Source organism: Mesorhizobium sp. M1C.F.Ca.ET.210.01.1.1 (assembly GCF_004791585.1).
GTDB lineage: Bacteria > Pseudomonadota > Alphaproteobacteria > Rhizobiales > Rhizobiaceae > Mesorhizobium.
Genome location: NZ_SRUU01000022.1, coordinates 17,723 through 36,939, shown reverse-complemented (window position 1 = coordinate 36,939; position 19,217 = coordinate 17,723). Strand labels below are relative to the sequence as shown.

General features: G+C 65.0%; 18 protein-coding genes. 11 read left to right on the top strand and 7 right to left on the bottom strand.

All coding sequences use genetic code 11. The features are described from left to right. The first annotated feature begins 81 nt into the window (after nt 1-81). Nucleotides 82-1,593, top strand: a complete 1,512-nt coding sequence (locus tag EN853_RS22585; protein WP_127861608.1) for a leucyl aminopeptidase — start codon at nt 82-84, stop codon at nt 1,591-1,593. Between the two features lie 10 nt (nt 1,594-1,603). Further along, nucleotides 1,604-2,053 carry a DNA polymerase III subunit chi gene (locus EN853_RS22580; RefSeq protein ID WP_127861609.1) on the top strand — a complete coding sequence of 150 codons (450 nt, stop codon included), beginning with the start codon at nt 1,604-1,606 and terminating at the stop codon, nt 2,051-2,053. A gap of 5 nt (nt 2,054-2,058) precedes the next feature. Here the strand turns inward: EN853_RS22580 and EN853_RS22575 are convergent, their stop codons facing one another. Then, on the bottom strand, nt 2,059-2,637 hold the full coding sequence (locus EN853_RS22575) for a T6SS immunity protein Tdi1 domain-containing protein (protein WP_127861610.1): 579 nt from the start codon (nt 2,635-2,637) through the stop codon (nt 2,059-2,061). A gap of 198 nt (nt 2,638-2,835) precedes the next feature. Here EN853_RS22575 and EN853_RS22570 point away from each other — a divergent pair, with 198 nt between their 5' ends. Genes EN853_RS22570 through EN853_RS22545 form a run of 6 tightly spaced genes read left to right on the top strand, consistent with a single transcriptional unit; the run spans nt 2,836 to nt 8,986 of the window. Beyond that, complete coding sequence (locus EN853_RS22570; protein WP_245517465.1) at nt 2,836-3,777, top strand: 3-oxoacyl-[acyl-carrier-protein] synthase III C-terminal domain-containing protein; 942 nt, start codon at nt 2,836-2,838, stop codon at nt 3,775-3,777. Between the two features lie 2 nt (nt 3,778-3,779). Then, a complete protein-coding gene (locus EN853_RS22565; protein WP_127861612.1) occupies nt 3,780-4,763 on the top strand; it encodes an NAD(P)-dependent oxidoreductase in 984 nt (327 codons plus the stop codon). Next, entirely contained in the window at nt 4,760-5,593 is an 834-nt protein-coding gene (locus EN853_RS22560; RefSeq protein WP_127861613.1) for an MBL fold metallo-hydrolase, read from the top strand. The genes EN853_RS22565 and EN853_RS22560 overlap by 4 nt, the downstream gene beginning before the upstream one ends. Beyond that, the gene (locus EN853_RS22555; protein WP_127861614.1) at nt 5,590-6,846 is read left to right on the top strand and encodes a F390 synthetase-related protein; all 1,257 of its coding nucleotides are present in this window, start codon (nt 5,590-5,592) and stop codon (nt 6,844-6,846) included. The genes EN853_RS22560 and EN853_RS22555 overlap by 4 nt, the downstream gene beginning before the upstream one ends. Beyond that, on the top strand, nt 6,843-7,988 hold the full coding sequence (locus EN853_RS22550; RefSeq protein WP_245517152.1) for a GNAT family N-acetyltransferase: 1,146 nt from the start codon (nt 6,843-6,845) through the stop codon (nt 7,986-7,988). The genes EN853_RS22555 and EN853_RS22550 overlap by 4 nt, the downstream gene beginning before the upstream one ends. Continuing rightward, nucleotides 7,985-8,986: a Rieske 2Fe-2S domain-containing protein gene (locus tag EN853_RS22545; protein ID WP_127861616.1), complete on the top strand. Its 1,002-nt coding sequence runs from the start codon at nt 7,985-7,987 to the stop codon at nt 8,984-8,986. The genes EN853_RS22550 and EN853_RS22545 overlap by 4 nt, the downstream gene beginning before the upstream one ends. Nucleotides 8,987-9,046: 60 nt before the next feature. Here the strand turns inward: EN853_RS22545 and EN853_RS22540 are convergent, their stop codons facing one another. Continuing rightward, the gene (locus EN853_RS22540; protein WP_127861617.1) at nt 9,047-10,207 is read right to left on the bottom strand and encodes a hypothetical protein; all 1,161 of its coding nucleotides are present in this window, start codon (nt 10,205-10,207) and stop codon (nt 9,047-9,049) included. A 64-nt stretch (nt 10,208-10,271) separates the two neighbouring features. Beyond that, nucleotides 10,272-11,450 carry an amidohydrolase gene (locus tag EN853_RS22535; RefSeq protein WP_127861618.1) on the bottom strand — a complete coding sequence of 393 codons (1,179 nt, stop codon included), beginning with the start codon at nt 11,448-11,450 and terminating at the stop codon, nt 10,272-10,274. Between the two features lie 99 nt (nt 11,451-11,549). Between EN853_RS22535 and EN853_RS22530 the strand changes: the two genes are divergently transcribed. Further along, the gene (locus EN853_RS22530; RefSeq protein WP_127861619.1) at nt 11,550-12,380 is read left to right on the top strand and encodes an AraC family transcriptional regulator; all 831 of its coding nucleotides are present in this window, start codon (nt 11,550-11,552) and stop codon (nt 12,378-12,380) included. A 23-nt stretch (nt 12,381-12,403) separates the two neighbouring features. Here EN853_RS22530 and EN853_RS22525 read toward each other — a convergent pair whose 3' ends face one another. Continuing rightward, nucleotides 12,404-12,907, bottom strand: coding sequence for a DUF995 domain-containing protein (locus EN853_RS22525; RefSeq protein WP_127861647.1), 504 nt, complete (start codon nt 12,905-12,907; stop codon nt 12,404-12,406). Between the two features lie 129 nt (nt 12,908-13,036). Then, the gene (locus EN853_RS22520) at nt 13,037-13,954 is read right to left on the bottom strand and encodes a glycoside hydrolase family 26 protein (protein WP_127861620.1); all 918 of its coding nucleotides are present in this window, start codon (nt 13,952-13,954) and stop codon (nt 13,037-13,039) included. A 559-nt stretch (nt 13,955-14,513) separates the two neighbouring features. Between EN853_RS22520 and EN853_RS22515 the strand changes: the two genes are divergently transcribed. Beyond that, nucleotides 14,514-16,394, top strand: a complete 1,881-nt coding sequence (locus EN853_RS22515) for a cellulose synthase catalytic subunit (RefSeq protein WP_127861621.1) — start codon at nt 14,514-14,516, stop codon at nt 16,392-16,394. Nucleotides 16,395-16,662: 268 nt separating this feature from the next. Next, the gene (locus EN853_RS22510) at nt 16,663-17,070 is read left to right on the top strand and encodes a hypothetical protein (RefSeq protein ID WP_127861622.1); all 408 of its coding nucleotides are present in this window, start codon (nt 16,663-16,665) and stop codon (nt 17,068-17,070) included. Between the two features lie 53 nt (nt 17,071-17,123). On the opposite strand, the gene EN853_RS22505 is transcribed toward EN853_RS22510, so the two are convergent. After that, nucleotides 17,124-18,107 carry an NAD-dependent epimerase/dehydratase family protein gene (locus EN853_RS22505; RefSeq protein ID WP_127861623.1) on the bottom strand — a complete coding sequence of 328 codons (984 nt, stop codon included), beginning with the start codon at nt 18,105-18,107 and terminating at the stop codon, nt 17,124-17,126. Nucleotides 18,108-18,138: 31 nt separating this feature from the next. Then, nucleotides 18,139-19,215 (bottom strand): glycosyltransferase family 2 protein, encoded by a 1,077-nt coding sequence (locus EN853_RS22500; protein WP_127861624.1) that lies wholly within the window; start codon nt 19,213-19,215, stop codon nt 18,139-18,141. Nucleotides 19,216-19,217: the final 2 nt, after the last annotated feature.

Below are 19,217 nucleotides of genomic sequence, written 5' to 3'. Positions count from 1 at the left end.
TTGCCAAATGGCGGAAAACGACCAAATGTCGCGCACGCTTGAAAGCCGGTTCGCGGCGCCTCACCCCGAAAGCAGGACCTGATGAATTCGAGACCTTCGATTGCCTTCGCCAAATTCGCCGCGCCTAAGAAAGGCAGCGTCTTCCTGCTTGCCGCCGATGGCGGCGGTCTTGGCGATGCCGCGAAGGCCTGCGATCCGGCTGGCGCCTTGGCTCGCGCGTTTCCGGTCGCCGATTTCTCCGGCAAGTTCGCCGGTTCGGTGGAAGTGCTGGCGCCGGAAGGGACGTCGGTCGACCGGCTGGTGGCGATCGGCGCCGGCAAGGTCGCAAGTCTCGACGACCACGCGTGGCTGAAGCTCGGCGGCGCGGTTGCCGCTTCGCTGCGCAAGGCGACCGAGGTCGCCGTCATCCTCGATCTGCCGGAGCTCCAGCCGGACGGCCGGCAGGCGGCGCATCTTGCCGCCGGCATCCTTCTGCGCAGCTACTCCTTCGACAAGTACAAGACCAGGAAGGAGAGGGAAAACGGCAAGCCTGAAGGCAAGAAGGACGAAGCGGCGAAGCCTGCCAAGATAACCATCCACTGCGCGGATCCCGCCGCCGCGAAAAAAGCCTTCGCCAGCGAAGGGGCGGTGATCGACGGGGTTTTGCTTGCGCGAGATCTCGTCAATGAGCCGGCCAATGCGCTTGGACCGGTCGAGTTCGCCGCCCGCGCCAGAGAACTGGAAGCGCTCGGCGTCGAGGTCGATGTCCTCACCGAGAAGGAGATGAAGAAGCTCGGCATGGGCTCGCTGCTCGGCGTCGCGCAAGGCTCGCCGCGCGGTGCCCGCGTGGCCGTCATGCAATGGAAGGGCGGCAAGGCCAAGGACGCGCCGATCGCCTTCATCGGCAAGGGCGTCACCTTCGACACCGGCGGCAATTCGATGAAGCCGGCCTCCGGCATGGAGGACATGAAGGGCGACATGGGCGGTGCCGCTGCCGTCACCGGGCTGATCCATGCGCTGGCGGCCCGCAAGGCCAAGGCCAATGTCGTTGGCGTGATCGGCCTGGTGGAGAATGCCGTCGACGGCCACGCCCAGCGCCCCGGCGACATCGTCACCTCGATGTCCGGGCAGACCATCGAGGTGCTCAACACCGACGCCGAAGGGCGCCTCGTGCTGGCCGACGCGCTCTGGTACACCAACGACCGCTTCAAGCCGAAATTCATGGTCAATTTGGCGACGCTGACCGGCGCTATCATGGTCGCGCTCGGCCAGCACTATGCCGGTCTGTTCTCCAACGATGACGAGCTGGCGGGCAGGCTGACCGGCGCCGGCCAGGCGACGCAGGAGCGAGTGTGGCGCATGCCGCTCGGCGCCGAATACGACAAGCTGATCGATTCCAAGAACGCCGACATGAAGAACATCGGCGGCCGCTACGGTGGCGCTATCATCGCGGCGCAGTTCCTGCAGCGTTTCGTCAAGGATACGCCCTGGGCGCATCTCGATATCGCCGGCACCGCGATGGGCGCGCCGGCGAGCGAAATCAACCAATCCTGGGGCTCCGGCTTCGGCGTCAGGCTGCTCGACCGGCTGGTGCGCGACCACTACGAGGGGTAGGGCTTTCGAGGTGGCCGACATCCTGTTCTACCACCTGACGGAATCAACGCTTGAAGAGGCTCTGCCGGGCCTCCTCGAGCGCAGCCTAGAGCGCGGCTGGCGGGCAGTGGTGCAGACCGGCACCGAGGAGCGCCGCGACGCGCTCGACCAGCATCTGTGGACGTTCCGCGACGATTCCTTCCTCGCGCATGCCACCGACCGCGAAGCCTATCAGGCCGAGCAGCCGATCCTGCTCACGACGGGGGAGGGCAATCCGAACACCGCGCAGATCCGCTTCCTGGTCGACGGCGCCGTCCCGCCCGAGCTTTCCGGCTACGAGCGCGCCGTCTTCCTGTTCGACGGCCATGACGCCGCTCAGCTCGAAGGCGCTCGGGTGCAGTGGAAGGTGTTGAAGGAGGCCGGCCACGCCGTGACCTACTGGCAGCAGACGCCTGATCGACGGTGGGAACGCAAGGCGTAGGGACGTCAGCGATCGCTGATCGTCACTTTGTTGATTTTTGTACCTTGTGGAAGGTCCTTGATCTGTCGGTGAATCTGGCCGGCAATATGGACTTTCACCACGAAGAACGTCTTCTCCATTTGTTCGACGCTCATTTCACCGCCGAGCACCGGTGGCTTTTTGAAGTCGTAGCATTGGCCGGCATCGAGGACCAAACCCTTCCTTCGCGCCGCCATCACCAAGCCAGCCAGCAAGAGATCATCCTGACGATCGGCGTCGTTTAGCTGCGTTTTGAGTTCCGACCATGTCCCCGACACTGGGGTCAAGCGACCCTCGATCATGTCTAGAAGCTTGACCGATCCATCAGCGGCACGAAAGAAGATATCGCCGAAGGCCGAAACGGCGGCAGGCTCCAAACCGTCGAGTCCGATCCACGTCCAACCGTCTAGAGCCTCCGCGACATCCTTCCCAGATGGCTCGATAAACAGGGGCTGAAGGTCGCGGGGCCATGCGCCTTTGACAAGACCCTGCTCTGCGCTTGCACCCGATTTGGGACCGGAAGTGCCAAAAATCGAAAATACAAAACGAGAAAAAGAATTGGCCATAGTTCGCCCCCGGAAAGTATACTTACAGGAGATTTATCTGCAATCAATTGGGCATCTCCCGCACCATGCATTCGTTCAGCTCCGATGATGGCCGTCGCCCCAAGCCATATTTTGAGCTAGATAGACGCAAGCTCACGCCGCGGGGGGAGGATGCGGATCAGGATCGTCGGAACCGGCAGGGCGGTGCCGGCTCAACGCGTGACCACACGCGCACTTGAAGAGAGGCTGGGCCTTGGCCGGGGCGCGCTCGAGGTCGCCACCGGTGTTGTCGAGCGCTATGTCTGCACGGCCGAATCGCAGATCGATCTCGCTTGCGTCGCCGCGCGGCTCGCCCTCGATGATGCCGGGCTCGAAGTCCAGGCTGTCGACTTGATCATCGGCGGCTGCGGCGTGCCTTACCAGCCGCTGCCGGCCACCGCTCCGCTGGTCATGCAGCGCCTTGGCCTTGCCGACGGTTCGGGCGCCGCCTTCGACGTCAACAGCACTTGTCTGAGCTTCCTCACCGCTTTCGAGACCGCCGGCCGCATGATCGCGGCCGGGCAATGCGAGACGGCGCTGGTTTTCTCTGCGGAAGTCGCCTCGCGCGCGCTGCCGTGGCGGGACCAGCCCGAGGTCGCGGCGCTCTTCGGCGACGGCGCGGCGGCGGCTGTGCTGCGCAGGGCGGGGCCCGGCGAGGGCAGGGTGGCGGCTAGTTTGATGCGCACCTATCCCTCGGCTTGGGAGGCCTGCGGCATCGGTTCGGGCGGCACCCGCTTCGACTTCCAAAACCAGCCGGAAGAATTCGCCCGCCACAGCCTCTTCCACATGGACGGCAAGGAACTGTTCCGCCTGACGTCGCGCCATTTCAATGGCTTCGTCGACGACCTGCTGGAGCGCGCCGGCTGGCGGCATGAGGATGTCGACCTCGTCGTGCCGCACCAGGCGAGCCCGTTGGCGCTGGCGCATATGGCGCGCCAGACCGGCTTCGCGCCGGAAAAGCTGGTCGACATTGCCGCCCGCTTCGGCAACCAGATCGCCGCCTCCATTCCCTTCGCGCTCGATGTCGCGCGCCGCGAAGGCCGCGTCGCGCCGGGCATGAAGCTGCTCTTCCTCGGCACGTCTGCCGGCGTGTCCTTCGGCGGCATGGCGCTGGAGGCTTGACGATGGCTGTTCTCGTCACCGGCGCCAGCGGTTTTCTTGGCTCTCATGTGCTCGAGCGTTTGGCCGCATCCGGCATGCTGGCGCTCGGCCTCGGCCGTGACGAGGCACGCTGCGCCGCTCTCGAAGCCGCCGGTCATCGCATCATCCGCCACGATCTCGCGCAGCCGCTCGACCGCGCGCTCGACCTGAGGCTCGGCAGGGTCGAACGGATCATCCATTGCGCGGCGCTGTCTGCGCCCTTCGGCCGGCTCGCGGATTTCTCGACGGCCAACGTCACGGCCACGCGCAACCTGTTGGACTTCGCCAAGCAACAGGGCGTCAGCCGCTTCGTCCACATCTCCAGCCCGTCCGTGTGCTTTGCCTTTCGCGACCAGGTCGGCCTGACCGAGGACGCGGCCTTGCCCGATCCGGTCAACCACTATGCGCGCACCAAGCGCGAGGCGGAGCGGATCGTGCTTGCCGCGCCCGCCGTCCATCCGGTGGTGCTGCGGCCGCGCGGCATTTACGGCACCGGCGATCGCGCGCTGCTGCCGCGCCTGATCAAGGCGGCGAAGAGCCGGCCGTTGCCGCTGTTCCGCGGCGGCCGGGCGGCAATCGATCTTACCCATGTCGACGATGTCGTCGACGCCGTCATGGCCGCGCTTGCCGCACCCAGCGAGGCCGAAGGGGAGGTCTTCAACATCTCCGGCGGCGAGGTGCTGCCGGTGCGCCGCATCGCCGACGAGGCCTGTGTTCGCGCCGGCCTTGTGGCGCGCTGGCGGCCGGTGCCGCTGCTGCCTGCCATGCTGGCGGCCAGCCTGATGGAAGCGGTGGCGCTCAGGCTGCCCGGCCGCCCCGAGCCGCCGGTCACCCGCTATGGGCTCGGCCTCTTCGCCTATGCCCAGAGCCTGGATATCTCCAAGGCGAGACGCGTGCTCGGCTGGGCGCCGAAAATCGCTTTCGAAGAGGGGCTTGACCGCACCTTCTTCAGTAGGGCCAGGCTATGAAGATCGTCTTCGCCAACAGCGCCTGGGTCAACGCCGCCGAACGGCTCATCCTGCGCGGCGGCGGCTGGCAAAGCGTGCGGCTGCGCGTGCGTTACGCGCTGATCTTTCATCCCGTTGCCGGACCGGTGCTGGTCGACACCGGCTATACGCCGGAAGCGCTTTCCGGAGAGCGGCGAGGCCGGATGCTGCGCCTCTACGGCGCGTTGCTGAAACCCGAGCTCAACGCCGCCGAGCAGGTTTTGCCGGTGCTTTCGCGTTTTGGCCTCTCTCCAGACGATATCCGCACTGTTATCGTCACGCATTTCCATGCCGATCACATTTCCGGCTTGTCGCTGTTTCCGAAGGCGCGCTTCATCGCCAGCGACGCCGCCTGGGCGCGGGTCAGATCCCGCACGCCCCGGCAGAACCTCCGCCACGGCGTTTTCACCGAGCTCTTTCAGGCGGATTTCGAGACGCGTTTGGACGGCCTGTCCTCCAAGCCGCGCGTTGAAGCGAACGGTGGCGTTCCCGGCGGCGCCGACCTCTTCGGCGACGGCAGCGTGATCGCGGTCGATCTTCCTGGACATGCCGACGGACAGTTCGGCCTGCTGTTCAGCGGCCTCGATCGGCCGCTGCTCTATGCCGTCGACGTGCAATGGATGCTGCAAGCCTTGACCGAAAGCCGCACGCCCGGTTTCCCGGCCACGCTGATCGCCGAGGATGCCGGGGCAATCGAGCCGACCAGCGCCATGCTGCGCCACTTCATGGACACGGGGGGCGAGGTGGTGCTCTGCCATGATCCCGTGCCGACGGTCTATGATCTGGCAATGAGTGATCCGGAGGCCGGATGAACGCCCTGGGGGAAGCGGTCGGCTCCTTCGTCCTGACGCGCTGGGTCTCGCGCAAGAGTCGCGCCGATTTCGAGCGCTGGCAGGCGGCGGCCTTGCGTCGTTTCCTCGACCGCGACCTGCCGCGCGCGCCTTTCTATCGCCAAGCGCCGGCGCGTCTCACCGACCTGCCGGTCACCGACAAGGCGCTGCTGATGGCACGCTTCGAAGATTTCAACATCCATGGCATCACCGCGGCCGAAGCCTGGGCGGCCCTGGCCCGCGATGGGGGCGTCGGCAACCTCACCGTCGGCGCCAGCACCGGCACATCGGGCAATCGCGGCCTGTTCGTGATTTCGGAGGCGGAGAAATACCGCTGGCTGGGCACGATCCTCGCCAAGGCGGCGCCCGATCTTTTGTGGCGCGGCATGCGCGTCGCCGTCATCCTGCCGCAGAACACCGGGCTTTACGACAGCGCCCGCAAGTCGCGGCTGATCAAGCTCACCTTCTTCGATCTGACGCCTGGACCGGAACGCTGGCGGGAGGCGCTCGAAGCCTTCGACCCGACGGTGATCATCGCGCCGCCGAAGGTGCTCCGGCACATCTCCATCGAAGGCTTTCGGCTTGCGCCAAAACGCATCTTCTCGGCCGCCGAGACCCTCGACCCGATCGACCGCCGGGCCATTGAGTCCTTCTTCAAGCTGCCGCTCGACCAGATCTACATGGCGACCGAAGGGCTCCTCGCCGTGACCTGCCGGCACGGCGGGCTGCATCTTGCCGAGGACTCGGTCGTCTTCGAGTTCGAGCCTGCGGGCGAGGGGCTCGTAACGCCGCTTATCACAGCCTTCCGCCGCCAAACCCAGATCATGGCGCGCTACCGAATGAACGACCTGCTGCGGCTCTCGGAGGAGCCTTGCCGTTGCGGCTCGCCGCTGCGCTGCGTCGACGAGATCGTCGGCCGCATGGACGATGTCTTCCGGCTCGCCTCGCCGGGCGGGCCGATCTTGATTACCCCGGATGTGTTACGCAACGCCGTGCTCAAGGCCGATCGCCGCATCGACGATTTTCGGCTGGTCCAGGTCGCGTCGGACACGATCGAACTGCGGCTCCCGCGCGGCCTTGCCGACGATGCCGCGACAGCCGCGCTGCAGGCTGTGCGCGCCCTGCTTGAAGGGCGAAATGCGACCGTCACCGTGACGCTCATCCGAGCGCCGCTGCCGCTCGAAACCAGCCGCAAGCTGCGCCGTGTCGAATGCCGGGTGGAGCGGACGCCATGACCCGGGCGACCACTATGGACAGGCGGGCGCAGCAAGCCGACCGCGTCGAAAACAAGCGGGCCAAGGTCGAGGCTTTCGTCAGCCTGTTCAACGAGATACCGGTAAGCGACCTCGTCGCCAACCTGACGACCACGGTCGAGACCTTCGAGGTCGCGGGCCGGACCTTTCCGCTGACGCTCAACGACGCCGGCGAGGCGCCGAACTGCTACATCTGCTGCCCGTCGAGCGCCTATATCGACTATGCGATAGACGAGACGCGCAACTTCGCGGCTCACCCTTCGCTGGGGCGCGCGCTCCGGGCGCTGATCGGCGCCTGCGCGCCGCTGGTCAGGGCAAGCGGCCTCGATCATCAGGCGCAGGTCAACAACTGGCTCTATTCGACCAATCCGGTGCCGCTGCTCGACCGGCAGACGGTCGCCGCGCTTAGATCGGCGCTGGTCGCTCGCTTTCCCGATCGCGCCATCGTCATCCGTTCGCTGAACGAGATCGCCGATCCGGCGACCATCGCCGCGTTGACGGCGGAAGGTTTTCGGATGCTGGCGGCCCGGCAGATCTACATCTTCGCCGATCGCAGCGCCGCACCCGCCATGACAAAGAACCTGAAGCGCGACCGCAAGCAACTCGGCACCACGCTTTTCGAGCGGGTCGGCGACGACGATTTTTCCGAAGCCGACTATGCGCGCGCCGAGCAGCTCTACAACATGCTCTATCTCGACAAATACACGCCTTTGAATCCGCACTACACGGCACGCTACATCGCCGAGATGCACGGGCGCGGCATCATCAGCCTTGCCGGCCTGCGCCGGCCGGGCGGCGATCTCGTCGCGGTCACCGGCCTGTTCGAGAATGGCGGCACGCTCACCCAGCCGATCGTTGGCTACGACACCGGCCTGCCGATCGGCGAGGGGCTCTACCGCATGGTGATGGCGCTTGCGCAGGATCACGCCACCGCGCGCGGCCTGTTCTTCAACATGAGCGCCGGGGCCGCCGGCTTCAAGCGCCTGCGCGGCGCTGTTGCCGCGATCGAATACATCGCCGTCTATGCCGGCCATCTTCAGCGCCGCCGGCGCATGGCGATCCGCGTGATGGAGACCGTGCTGGCGCTGGTCGGCATCCCTTTGCTCAGGAGGTTCGAACTGTGAGCGAGCGCCGCGACCACGGGAGGGATTTTTGGCAGGCGGTGGCGCTCGCGGCCGACATCGGCAAGCGGCCGAAGCGCGTCCTCTTCGACGGCGCGCCGCTGGTGCTATTCCGCTCGGCGCAAGGCATTGCCGCGCTGTTCGACCGCTGCCCGCACCGGCTGGTCGAGCTGTCGACCGGCAAGGTCGTGGGCGGCGAAATCGAATGCCCTTACCATGGCTGGCGCTATGACGGTGAAGGCCGCTGCACCGCCATTCCCGGCCATGTCGGCGCCATGCCGCACTACCGCGTCCGCCGTTACCCCGCGATCGAGCGCGATGGCGTCGTCTTCGTCTCTTCCGGCACGCCGCAAGGCGAGCCCTATCTCCACTGCATGCAGGGCAAGGACATCATCGTGCGGCGGGTGCGCAGTTCGACACAGTCCACTGTGCTCGATGTCGCCGAGAACATCCTGGACGCCACCCATACCCATTTCACCCACAAGGGCCTGCTGCGCGGCCTGACCTCGAAGCGCCATCTGGTGCGGGTCGAGGTGACCGGCGGCGAGGGCTGGGTCGAGGCTTGCTACACCGGCGAGGATCGCCAGCAGGGACTGATCAGCCGGCTGCTGGAAGGCGAACGCGCGAAAACCGTCGGCCGCTTCCGCCATCCCGGTATCGCCGAGCTCGAATACTGGGGCAAGGACGGGCTGGTGCTCGCCACCACCTTTCATCTGCGGCAGGCCGACGAGCGCACCGTCGAGGGCGTCGGCTGGCTGATCGGCCAGCGCCAGGGCCTGCTCGGCGAGGTGAAGGCGCTTGCCTTCAAACCGCTGTTCACCATCGCGCTGCACCAGGACCGCCGCGTGCTGAAATCGGCGAGCGACAATGCCCGTTTCCAGCCTCCGGTCTTGCCGGTGATCGGCCCGCTCGACTTCCTGCGCCGCGACATCGCCGCGATCATGGAAGGCAAGCTGCCGCCGGCGGCAGCCGGGCCGAGGCTGTATCAGATCGAGCTGTGATCGGCTGCGGACAGCAAGGATGCGTCTCATTCCTTCGCGCCCCCCTCTGTCCTGCCAGCGTTACTCGCCCGGCCCGTTCCACTCGATATCGCGCGTCGACGCCGCCTGCAGGCTGATGCGTTGGCGCCAGGCCACCCGGGCGATCTCGGCAAGCGCCGTCCATTGCGCCTTGACCGGCGCGGCGTCGTCCGGCCAGTCGAGCAGTTCCTGGCCGTCGCGCATCGCCTTCCGAAAGCGGCCGAGGCCGCCTGAACGCAACGCCGCCGGCAGCCCGTAGACCCACATGGCGAGCCGCACCGTTTGCGGCGCGGTGACGTCGGGCGTGACCTCTGGACCGTCGCCGAGCACAGCTTCCGCGAAGCGCGCCGGCTCGCGGAAGAAATGCAGGCCGCTCACCGCGCGCGGATTGCATTCCAGCGGCAGCACTGTTCCGTCCGCCTCGCGCATCAGGTCAAAGGAAATCTGCCCGCTCCATCCGGTGCCGGCGACGATGCGCTCGACCAGCTTGCGCGCGGCCCGGTCCTCGACCTGTTCGAAGTAGATGCCGGCGCCCTTGCCGGCGCGATAGAGCGAGCGGTAGAGCGCCAGCGCCTTGAGCCTGCCCGCACGCGCCACCGCATAGGCGCTGATCTCGTCGCCATCGATGCAACGCTGCGCCACCCACGGCATGGCGGGTGAGGGAGCGATCGCGTCGAGAAAGTCCGGCGTCGGCCGCAGCAGCACGTGGCTGGCGAAGCGCGACCAGACCGGCTTGAACACCAACTCGCGTGAGCGGCTGCGCACCGCGTCCAGATCGTCGCGCGATCTGAGCAGCGTCGTTTCCGGCACCGCCAGGCCGAGGCTATCGACCAGCCCGATGAAGGCGTGCTTGTTGTGCACCTGCGCCAACAAATCGATGTCGGGGGCGAACAACCGGGCCGGCACTTTCCGGCCGCGCCAGGTCAGCGCGAGATAAAACACCTCCTCGCAGGTCGGGATGACCAGTTCTATGCCTTCGGCCCGGACCATCGCCTCGACCGCATCGGCATAAGCCTCCGGCTCGAAGCGCGGCGGCGGCAGGCGATAGTAGCGCGCGCAGGCCTTGCTTGCGGCGGCGATCGGACGCGCCGGCGTGTCGGCCAGGATCACCCTGCGGCCCGCGCCGTCGAGCAGGCGCGCCAGATGCAGCGCCACCGGCGCGCGCGCCCCGGTGATGAGCACGGTCTTGTCAGCCCCCGGCATCAGGTCTCGCGATCGTTTCGGTCGTCGGAACGGTTGCGCGAAATCCCGGTGCTTTGCAACGCTGCTACCGCCCACCGACCGGGAGTGCGCGCTGGACGACGTTGAGGAAGAAGCGGACGCCGATCGGGATGATGGCGTCATTGAAGACGTAGCGGTCGCCGTGCAGTCCGGCGCGCTGGCCGACATCGCCGGCGCCGATCCACACATAGGCGCCGTCGCCGACGCCCTGCAGCAGGAAGGCGAAATCCTCGCAGCCCATGCTGGGCTGGAACTCGGTTGCGACGCGCTCGGCGCCGACCGTGTCCGCGCCGGCTTGCGCCGCGAGCGCCGCCCCATTCGCCGGGTTCACCACCGGCGGATAGCCGCGCTTGTAGGTGAACTCGGCGCCGGCGCCGTGCATGGCGGCCGCGGCCTGCGCCACGCGCTCGATTTCGGCCGCGCAATGATCGGATAGGGCGCGGTCGTAGAAGCGGCAGGTGCCCTCGACCTTCACCTCGCCCGGCACGAAATTGTTGAAGCGGCCGCCATGGAACTGCGTCACCGACAACACGGCCGGCGACAGCGGATCGACGCTGCGGGAAACCAGCCGCTGGATCGCGGTGACAAAGCTTGCCGCGGCCAGCAGCGGGTCGTCGCCCAGATGCGGCATCGCCGCGTGGCAGCCGCTGCCGCGAAAGACGATCTCGAAGTCGTCCACCGCCGCCATCTGCGGCCCGGCGCGCACGCCGATACGGCCTTCCGGAAGACCCGGCCAGTTGTGCGCGGCAAACACCTGCTCGACCGGGAAGCGTTCCAGCAGCCCGTCCTCGATCATCTTTTTGCCGCCGCCCAGCACCTCTTCCGCCGGTTGGAAGACGAAAACCACGGTGCCGTCGAATTCCTCGCTTTCGGCGAGCAACTTCGCCGCTCCAAGCAGCATGGCGGTGTGGCCGTCATGGCCGCAGGCATGCATGACGCCGTCCTTGCGCGAGGCATAGGCGACATCGGCCGCCTCCTTGATCGGCAGCGCGTCGAGCTCCGCGCGCAGCGCGATCGCCCTCCTGCCTGTGCCCTTTGTCAGCGTCGCGACGACCGCGGTGGCGCTGACATTGGTATGGACGGCAAGGCCGAGCTCTTTGAGCTTCGCCGCGACGAACGCCGCCGTCTCATGCTCGGCGAAACCGAGCTCCGGATTGGCGTGGATCGCCTGCCGCCAGCCGATCACCTCCGGCACGAGCGCCGCCACCTTGTCGTTCTCCCGCATCGTCTTATCTCCGCTTCGTTCGCAGTGATGTTGCTGAAGTGACCGGCTCGCGTCTTGAACGGGATTGACGGGCAGGCCGGTTTGAAGAAGGCTTCGGGCATGAGCTATGCCAGCGAGCAAAAGGAACGTGAGGCGGCAAAGCTGACGCGGCATGAGGGCCTCGGTGGCCTCGAAATGCTCGCTGCCCGCTATCGCGACCATGCCTATGCGCTGCACACCCATCCAACCTGGGTGTTCGGTGTCGTGGTGGCGGGCGTCGAGAAGTTGCGCATTGGCCGCCGCCGGCATCTGGCGCCGGCGGGCTCGATCATCATCGTCAATCCGGAAGAGCCGCATGACGGCGAGAAGGGCGCGCCCGCCGGCTGGGCCTACCGCACCTGCTATCCGGATGTCGCGCTGATGGCCGAGATCGCCGAGGATCTGGAACTGCCTGCACCGCCGATGTTCGGCGAGGGCATTGTCGATGCACCGGACCTGGCGCGGGCTTTCGTGAACGCGCACCGTCTGGCCGGCCAGGCGCTCGATCAGGAAGCGGCGATGCTGATGGTTTTGCGCGGACTGGCGAGCCGCTTCGGCGACGGCGGGCACCGCGAGCGCGCTTCGGACGGCGGGGAGACGGCGCGACGCTTCCGCCTCTATGGCGAGCTGATCGCCGCCGATCTTTCGGCCGGCTTCGACCTTGCGCGTCTGGCCGCCACCGCCGGGGTCACCCGCTTCCAAGTCATCCGCGACTTCCACCGTGCCGCCGGCATGACACCGGGCCAATATTTGCGCGATCGCCGTATCCGCGCCGCTTCGCTAATGATGCAGACCGACATGCCGCTGGCCGAGATCGCCGTGGCGGCCGGCTTCGCCGATCAGAGCCATCTGACCAGGGTGTTCAAGACGATCAAAGGCCTGTCGCCCGGCGCCTGGCGTGCCGCGGCCTAAGCCCCGTCATTTCCGGTAGCGGCCTACAGCTTCGCCTTGATGCGCTTCATCTTGCCGCTGGCATAGTCGCCATAGCGCAGCTTCGACAGGCCGTGCCTGTCTTTGAACGCATACCACTCGCCATCGGGCAGCTTGCGTTGGTAGATCACGTTGCCTGCCTGACGATGCTCGAAGCAGGTCATGGATTTCTTCGACCCCCAGCCGCCGTGCCAGGTGGCGCGGTAGCAGACCTTGCCGCCGCCGGGAATGAACCAGATGCCGTCGCCGTAGCCGGGCTTGCCTTTGTCCGAGGTCCAGGTGTCGAACTGCCGCTGCTTCGCCGAGAAGAAGGCAGTGCCGGTCTTGCCCCATAGCCACGAATGGTTCTGATAAAGCTGGTAGATGCCCGCGTCGGAAAGAGCGGCGGCCCTTGACGCCTGGTCATCGGCCTTGTTCGCGGCCTTGGCTGTAGCAGGAGCTTGCGAGCCGATAACAAAAACGGAACAGGCAAGCGCTGCTCCAACAAGATTCCCCACCACCCGTTTCACGCCTTTGCTCCGCCCACTGATTTGCGCCACGCCTGCACCCATCTCCAAAGCCGAGCCTTGGAGCTTGTCACTTTCGAAGTTGAAGCTGGAGCCCGTCCCGGGTGTCGGGACGGGCTGATCTCTGCGGTCTTACGGCAGCACGTGCTGCGTCACCCGCCAGTCGGGCAGCCCATAGCCGTTCAGCCACGGCCACGTTTCCTTCTGGTTGAAGTAGACGACCGAGGTCAGGGCCGGGAACTCCGCATAGGATTTGCGGGAATCTTCCGCCCACTTCGTCACATAGTCCTGCTTTCCGACATAGCCGAGCTCGGCCACGATCACCGGCTTGTTGAATTTCGCGACACGGTCGTAGCCGGGCTTGAGCGTCTCTTCGAAGGTCCGGTCGCGACCGGCTTCGTCATTGTCCTTCTTCTGCAGGCCGAACACCGACAGGCCGATGACATCGACATAATCGTCGCCCGGATAGTATTTCTCGAGGCCGTCCAATCCCTTCGGCGACCACATGTATTTGGCCGCCGGCGCCGCCTTGCGGCAGACGTCGACTTCGCGCTTGTAAGCGGCGATCCAGTCCTTCGGCGCCCAGTTGGCCCAGGTAAAGCGGCCGTTGGTGTCCTCCATTTCCTGCGCCCAGCGGATCGTCACCGGGCTTTTCATCTGTCCGACCAGGTTGCAGATCGCCTGCATGTTGGCGTCGTATTTGCCGCCCAGGATGCCGTTGCGCAGTTCCGGCGGCGTGATGCGCCAGTCCTTCGACCATGTCCACGGCTCGATGGTGATCAGCAGTGAGCGGCCGCGCTGCAGGGCGTAGGCGTCAGCCAGCGGCAGCGTCGAGAGATCGACGTCTTCCCAAGGCAGGAAGAGCTCCTCGATGCTAGCCGATTTGTCGTTGCTGAAGTCGCCATAAGGATCATAGGAGCCGAATGCCGACGCAGCCGAGCTCGTCTGCACCGGATCCGTTCCAGAGGGCGATCCCGCCGATGCCGGCAGGACAATGCAGCCGCCGACGATGAATGCCGACACAAGTGCGGTTGCTGTGGGGTATCTCATGCCCAACCTCCATAGCCCCAACGAAGGATGTTGAAGCTCGCCACCACGTGCCAATAGGGATCGGCACGCAAACCCAGACAATCGGTCTGCCGACGTGAACTGCGGGTTTTCTGAGCGACCGGGACGGGCACAGCTTCGGCCGTCCATCAGAGTAATCCCGCGAGGTGCTTATACCTTGGAGCCCCCAGGAGACTGTCGCCGCGATACTCACAAATTCGCGTCAACATTACGATATTAACCCTTACTGATATAAGAGCCTATGCTTACCGAGAGTCAAGTGCAATTAACCGTTACTTAACCATATCGCACGGAGATGGTTAACGCGACGGTCGCAAAAAGAGCCGTCGGCGGTCGGACGTCGCGTTCGTTTGAAATCCCTCACTCAGGTGCGCCACGGCTGCGCAGCCGGCCTGCCGGGACATGGGGTTAACCACCCCTCAAGAAGCCTGGTTAACGGAACCTGAATTCTGTTGACTCTCTATTAGCAGGTGCTGATCCTACCGTGGGGATGTGAACGCTTTCGGCCGCAAGGACGAGAGCGAAAGTGGCGGCGGGTAGTATGGGCATTTCATTGGATGCCGGCGTTGTCGGCGGCAGAGGACGGCGTGCGAGTCGGCCCGGCAGGGCCATTGGCGGCATTGGCCCGAAAGGCCCCTATCTAGTGCCGGTCCTGTCGCCTCGACAGCAATTGATCCTTCGGCTCGGCCTCGCTTTCTGGTTCATCTCGCTCGGCTTCTTCTGGTCCTGGTGGTTGCGGCCGGAGCACGTCGAGCATATCGGGCCATATGCCTTCGCCACCGGGGTCCTGGCCTGGCTGACGCTGATGCCGATGTACTTCCTTCTCAACGTCCACGCGTCGCGGAAATCATCGAAGCTGCATACCATCCCCGAACGCTCGCGCGTCGCAATGGTGGTCACCAAGGCGCCGTCCGAGCCGTTCTCCGTCGTGCAGCGCACGCTGGAGGCGATGCTGGCGCAGGATTATCCGCACGACACCTGGCTGGCCGATGAGGATCCGTCGGAGGAGACGGTTCGCTGGTGCGATGCGCATGGCGTGCTGGTTTCGACACGGCGCGGCCGCGAGGACTATCACCGCAAGACCTGGCCGCGCAGGACACGTTGCAAGGAGGGCAATCTCGCCTTTTTCTACGATCACTACGGCTATGAGCGCTACGATTTCGTCGCCCAGATGGACGCCGACCACGTGCCGACGCCGACCTATTTGAGGGAAATCCTCTATCCCTTCGCCGATCCGGCCGTCGGCTATGTCTCGGCGCCCAGCATCTGCGACAACAACGCCGGCGAAAGCTGGGCGGCGCGCGGCCGCCTGTTTGTTGAGGGGATGCTTCACGGACCACTGCAATCCGGTTACACAACCCGCGGTGCGCCCCTCTGCATCGGCTCGCACTATGCTGTAAGGACGAGGGCGCTGCGTGAAGCCGGGGGTCTCGGTCCGGAACTCGCCGAGGACCATTCCACCTCGATGCTGATCAACGCCGCCGGCTGGCGCGGTGTGCACGCGATCGACGCCATCGCCAATGGCGACGGACCGCAAACTTTCGCCGATCTGATTACTCAGGAATTCCAGTGGTCGCGCAGCTTGACGACCATCTTGCTAGAGTACTCGCCCACATATCTACCCAGGCTGAGTCCGAGGTTGAGGTTCCAATTCATCTTCTGTCAGCTTTGGTACCCATTGTTCGCAGTATTCGCTTTGATTATGTATCTTATGCCAATATATGCGCTTCTATCGGCAAGAAATTTTGCCAATGTTACATATCCAGAATTCATTTTATTTTATCTTCCCAGCTCTCTTATCCCGGTCGGCCTGGTAGTTCTGCTGAAAGGCTTCGGTCTGTCGCGTCCGACCACAGCCAAGGCGATCAGTTGGGAAGGAATGCTATTTCATCTTTTCGCGCGTTGGCCGTGGGTGCTTGCTGGGTCGATGGCATCTGTTCGCGACTATCTAACGAAGTCCTTCGTCGATTTTCGTGTGACGCCGAAGGGGAGCGGCCCAAAGACCCTTTTGCCAAGTCGCGTGGTAGTGCCCTATTTGGTCCTGGCCGCCGGCGCCTCGCTGCCGGTTCTCCTCGTGGAACGGCCGGCCAGCGCCACGGGTTTCTATTGGTTTGCGGCGCTGAGCGGGGCGATCTATGGAGTTCTCGTGGCGGTCATCATTGCCAAGCATCTTACCGAGAACAAGATCCTGGTGCGATCGAACTCGGCCAGCATCGCGCTGCAAGGATGCCTCGCCGCCATGGCACTTTTTCTTCCGATTGCCGGTTTCTACCATCGGGGATTGGAGGGAATATACGGATTGCAGCAGGGCGCCGGTCACTTGCGCATCGTCAGGATAACCTTTCCGGTTTCAGGCGCGGGACAGGGCGGGGTCGGGACCCAGAACTTCTATTTCGATCCCGGCTGGGATCCGTCGCCCTGAGGTCGCAAGCATCCTCCATCACCTGGTTCGGCTGAACTGCTGACCCTCTCGACGATCGCCGTTCCCTAAAAAGTTCAAATTTTAATAAGAGTCGATCGAGTGCCGAAAGACGGCGCTCATCATGTCGTTTGCACGAATTTTAATAAGTGTCCCCTAATATTAAACCATGATGTGAGCTGCGAAAGGCGGCCTGCGTAGGGCGGAAAGAAAGCAGAGAGAAATATATCTCTGCAGTCCGACGAATTATATTTGGCGACAGGGGACGGCAATGAACAAGCTTATGGAAAACGCGGCGGTGTTCGGCAAGAAATATGCCCACGCCTTGGCCGCTATTGCACTGGTCTCGATGGTGTCTGGTTGCCAGACCATGGATACGGCCAGGACCGGCTCGATCAGTGGCAACAAGCCCACGGTGAACGCGCTCGGCAAGAAGGTCCACTATGTCAATAAGAAACGGCTCTATCGGGTCCACCGCAGGCCGTTGACGCAGACGACCAGCGTGACGCGCGTGAGGGAAGAGGCCTATGCCGCCTTCGTGCGGCCGCAGCGCATCCACACGTCGGCGCTGACCAAGGTTTCCTACAACATCGGCAGCCCTGGCCCGCTGCTCGGCCATTCGCCCTGGATCTGCGGTCCAAGTGGCTTTGGCCAGCGTTCGGCCTGCCGCGCGCGCTAAACCGTCGCCGGGGGGCGAGAGCGGGGGGCGAGAGGATTTGCGCCGGCCGCGCGCTACCTCTTGCCCTCCGGCCGCCATTCCTGCCGGTACCAGTCGACGAATTTCGCCAGCCCTTCCTCGATCGAGACTTTCGGCTTGAAGCCGAAGTCGCGCTCAAGCGCGCTGGTGTCGGCATAGGTTTTCTCGACCTCGCCGGGCTGCATCGGCAGGCTGTCGCGGATCGCCTTGACGCCGAGCAGCTTCTCCAGCGTTTCAATGAAGCGGCCGAGATGCACCGGCTGGCTGTTGCCGATGTTGTAGATCCTGTGGCGCTCGCCGCCGGCCACCGGCGGCTTGTCGAGCACCGCCACCACGCCGTCGACGATGTCGTCGACATAGGTGAAATCGCGCCACATCTCGCCATGGTTGAAGACACGGATCGGCTTGCCGGCCAGCATCGCCTCGGTGAAGATCCAGGCGGCCATGTCCGGGCGCCCCCAGGGACCGTAGACGGTGAAAAAGCGCAGGCCGGTCTGCGGCAGGCCGTAAAGATGCGAATAGGTCGAGCTGATCAGCTCATCGGCCTTCTTCGTCGCCGCGTAGAGCGACACCGGATTGTCGACGCGGTCGGTCTCCGCGAACGGCACCTTGGTGTTGCCGCCATAGACCGAGCTTGACGAGGCGTAGACCAGGTGTCTGATCTCGGGCGACGCGCGGCAGAGCTCCAGCACCTCCAGATGGCCGGCGATATTGGCGTGGATATAGGCGCGTGGGTTCTCCAGCGAGTAGCGGACGCCGGCCTGGGCGCCAAGATGCACGATGCCGCTGACCGGCGTTCCCTTGAGCTTCGCTGCCAGCGCGCCCGGTTCGGCGATGTCGAGCTGATGGAACGAAAATCCCTTGGCCGGCGAAAGCCTGGCCAGCCGCGCCGCCTTCAGCGCCGGATCGTAATAGGTGTTCATGCTGTCGACGCCGACAACGGCGTCGCCGCGCGCGAGCAGGCGCTGGCAGACATGGCTGCCGATGAAGCCGGCGGCTCCGGTCACGAGGATGGTCATGCGCGGACCTCGAATGGGGGCAGGGGCGAAATCATTTGCGGCGCGGGCTCTTCCTGGCAGTCGCCGGCAGGCTCGGCCGGTGCCAGCCGTCGCCCTCGCCATGCGCGGGCTGCGGGCGCGCCACGTAGGCGAGGGAGACATTTGCTTCAAGGTAGACGCGCGACAGCATTTCGGCCAGCACGCCCGAGGTCACCATCTGCAGCCCGGCGATCACCAGGAAGAAGCCGGTGAACAGCATCGGGCGCGTTCCGATGTCCTGCCCGAAAAACACCTTCAGGCCGAACAGGTAAGCCAGCACCAGCGAACCGAGCAAGCCGAGCACGATGCCGATGCCGCCGAAGAAATGGCCGGGCCTGGTGCGGTAGCGCATGAAGAAGAACATGAAGACGAGGTCGAGCACCACGCGGAAGGTGCGCGAGATGCCGTATTTCGACTGGCCGTGGATGCGGGCGTGGTGCGTCACCACCTCCTCAGCGATGCGGCGCGGCGTCGTCACCGTCGCCAGCCAGGCCGGGATGAAGCGGTGCATTTCGCCATAGAGCCTGACGCTGCGGATAACGCTGCCGCGGAAGATCTTCAGGCTGCAGCCATAGTCCTTCAGCTTGACGCCGGTGACGCGCGCGATCAGCGAGTTGGCGATGCGCGACGGCAGCCGGCGCATCCAGAACCCTTCCTGGCGGTTCTTGCGCCAGCCGGCGACGAGGTCGAGGTCCTCGGTCAGCAGGCGATAGACCATGCGCGGAATGTCGAACGGGTCGTTCTGCAGGTCGCCGTCGAGGGTCGCGATGACGTCGCCGCGGGCGGTGTCGAGGCCGGCCTGCATGGCGGCTGTCTGCTTGTAGTTGCGCACCAGTTCAACGCCATGCACGTGCGGACCGTACTCGGCCGCGAGCCGGCGGATTTCGTTCGCCGTGGCGTCGGTGCTGCCGTCGTCCACCAGCACCACTTCCCAGGGCTGGCTGTAATGCTCCATCGCCTGGTGGATACGCACCAGCAGCGGCTCGACATTGTCGGCTTCGTTGTACATCGGAATGACGATGGAAAGCCTGTGCTCGGGCATGACGGCGCCCTCTGGCAGTCCCGATTGAGGAATGGGAAGCACGTCCATGG

Excerpts from the sequence above, each read along its gene's own strand:
- EN853_RS22585 (WP_127861608.1), top strand. The coding sequence starts at position 82 with ATGAATTCGAGACCTTCGATTGCCTTCGCCAAATTCGCCGCGCCTAAG.
- EN853_RS22575 (WP_127861610.1), bottom strand. The coding sequence starts at position 2,637 with ATGGCCAATTCTTTTTCTCGTTTTGTATTTTCGATTTTTGGCACTTCC.
- EN853_RS22565 (WP_127861612.1), top strand. The coding sequence starts at position 3,780 with ATGGCTGTTCTCGTCACCGGCGCCAGCGGTTTTCTTGGCTCTCATGTG.
- EN853_RS22560 (WP_127861613.1), top strand. The coding sequence starts at position 4,760 with ATGAAGATCGTCTTCGCCAACAGCGCCTGGGTCAACGCCGCCGAACGG.
- EN853_RS22555 (WP_127861614.1), top strand. The coding sequence starts at position 5,590 with ATGAACGCCCTGGGGGAAGCGGTCGGCTCCTTCGTCCTGACGCGCTGG.
- EN853_RS22550 (WP_245517152.1), top strand. The coding sequence starts at position 6,843 with ATGACCCGGGCGACCACTATGGACAGGCGGGCGCAGCAAGCCGACCGC.
- EN853_RS22540 (WP_127861617.1), bottom strand. The coding sequence starts at position 10,207 with ATGCCGGGGGCTGACAAGACCGTGCTCATCACCGGGGCGCGCGCGCCG.
- EN853_RS22535 (WP_127861618.1), bottom strand. The coding sequence starts at position 11,450 with ATGCGGGAGAACGACAAGGTGGCGGCGCTCGTGCCGGAGGTGATCGGC.
- EN853_RS22530 (WP_127861619.1), top strand. The coding sequence starts at position 11,550 with ATGAGCTATGCCAGCGAGCAAAAGGAACGTGAGGCGGCAAAGCTGACG.
- EN853_RS22520 (WP_127861620.1), bottom strand. The coding sequence starts at position 13,954 with ATGAGATACCCCACAGCAACCGCACTTGTGTCGGCATTCATCGTCGGC.
- EN853_RS22515 (WP_127861621.1), top strand. The coding sequence starts at position 14,514 with ATGGGCATTTCATTGGATGCCGGCGTTGTCGGCGGCAGAGGACGGCGT.
- EN853_RS22510 (WP_127861622.1), top strand. The coding sequence starts at position 16,663 with ATGAACAAGCTTATGGAAAACGCGGCGGTGTTCGGCAAGAAATATGCC.
- EN853_RS22505 (WP_127861623.1), bottom strand. The coding sequence starts at position 18,107 with ATGACCATCCTCGTGACCGGAGCCGCCGGCTTCATCGGCAGCCATGTC.
- EN853_RS22500 (WP_127861624.1), bottom strand. The coding sequence starts at position 19,215 with ATGGACGTGCTTCCCATTCCTCAATCGGGACTGCCAGAGGGCGCCGTC.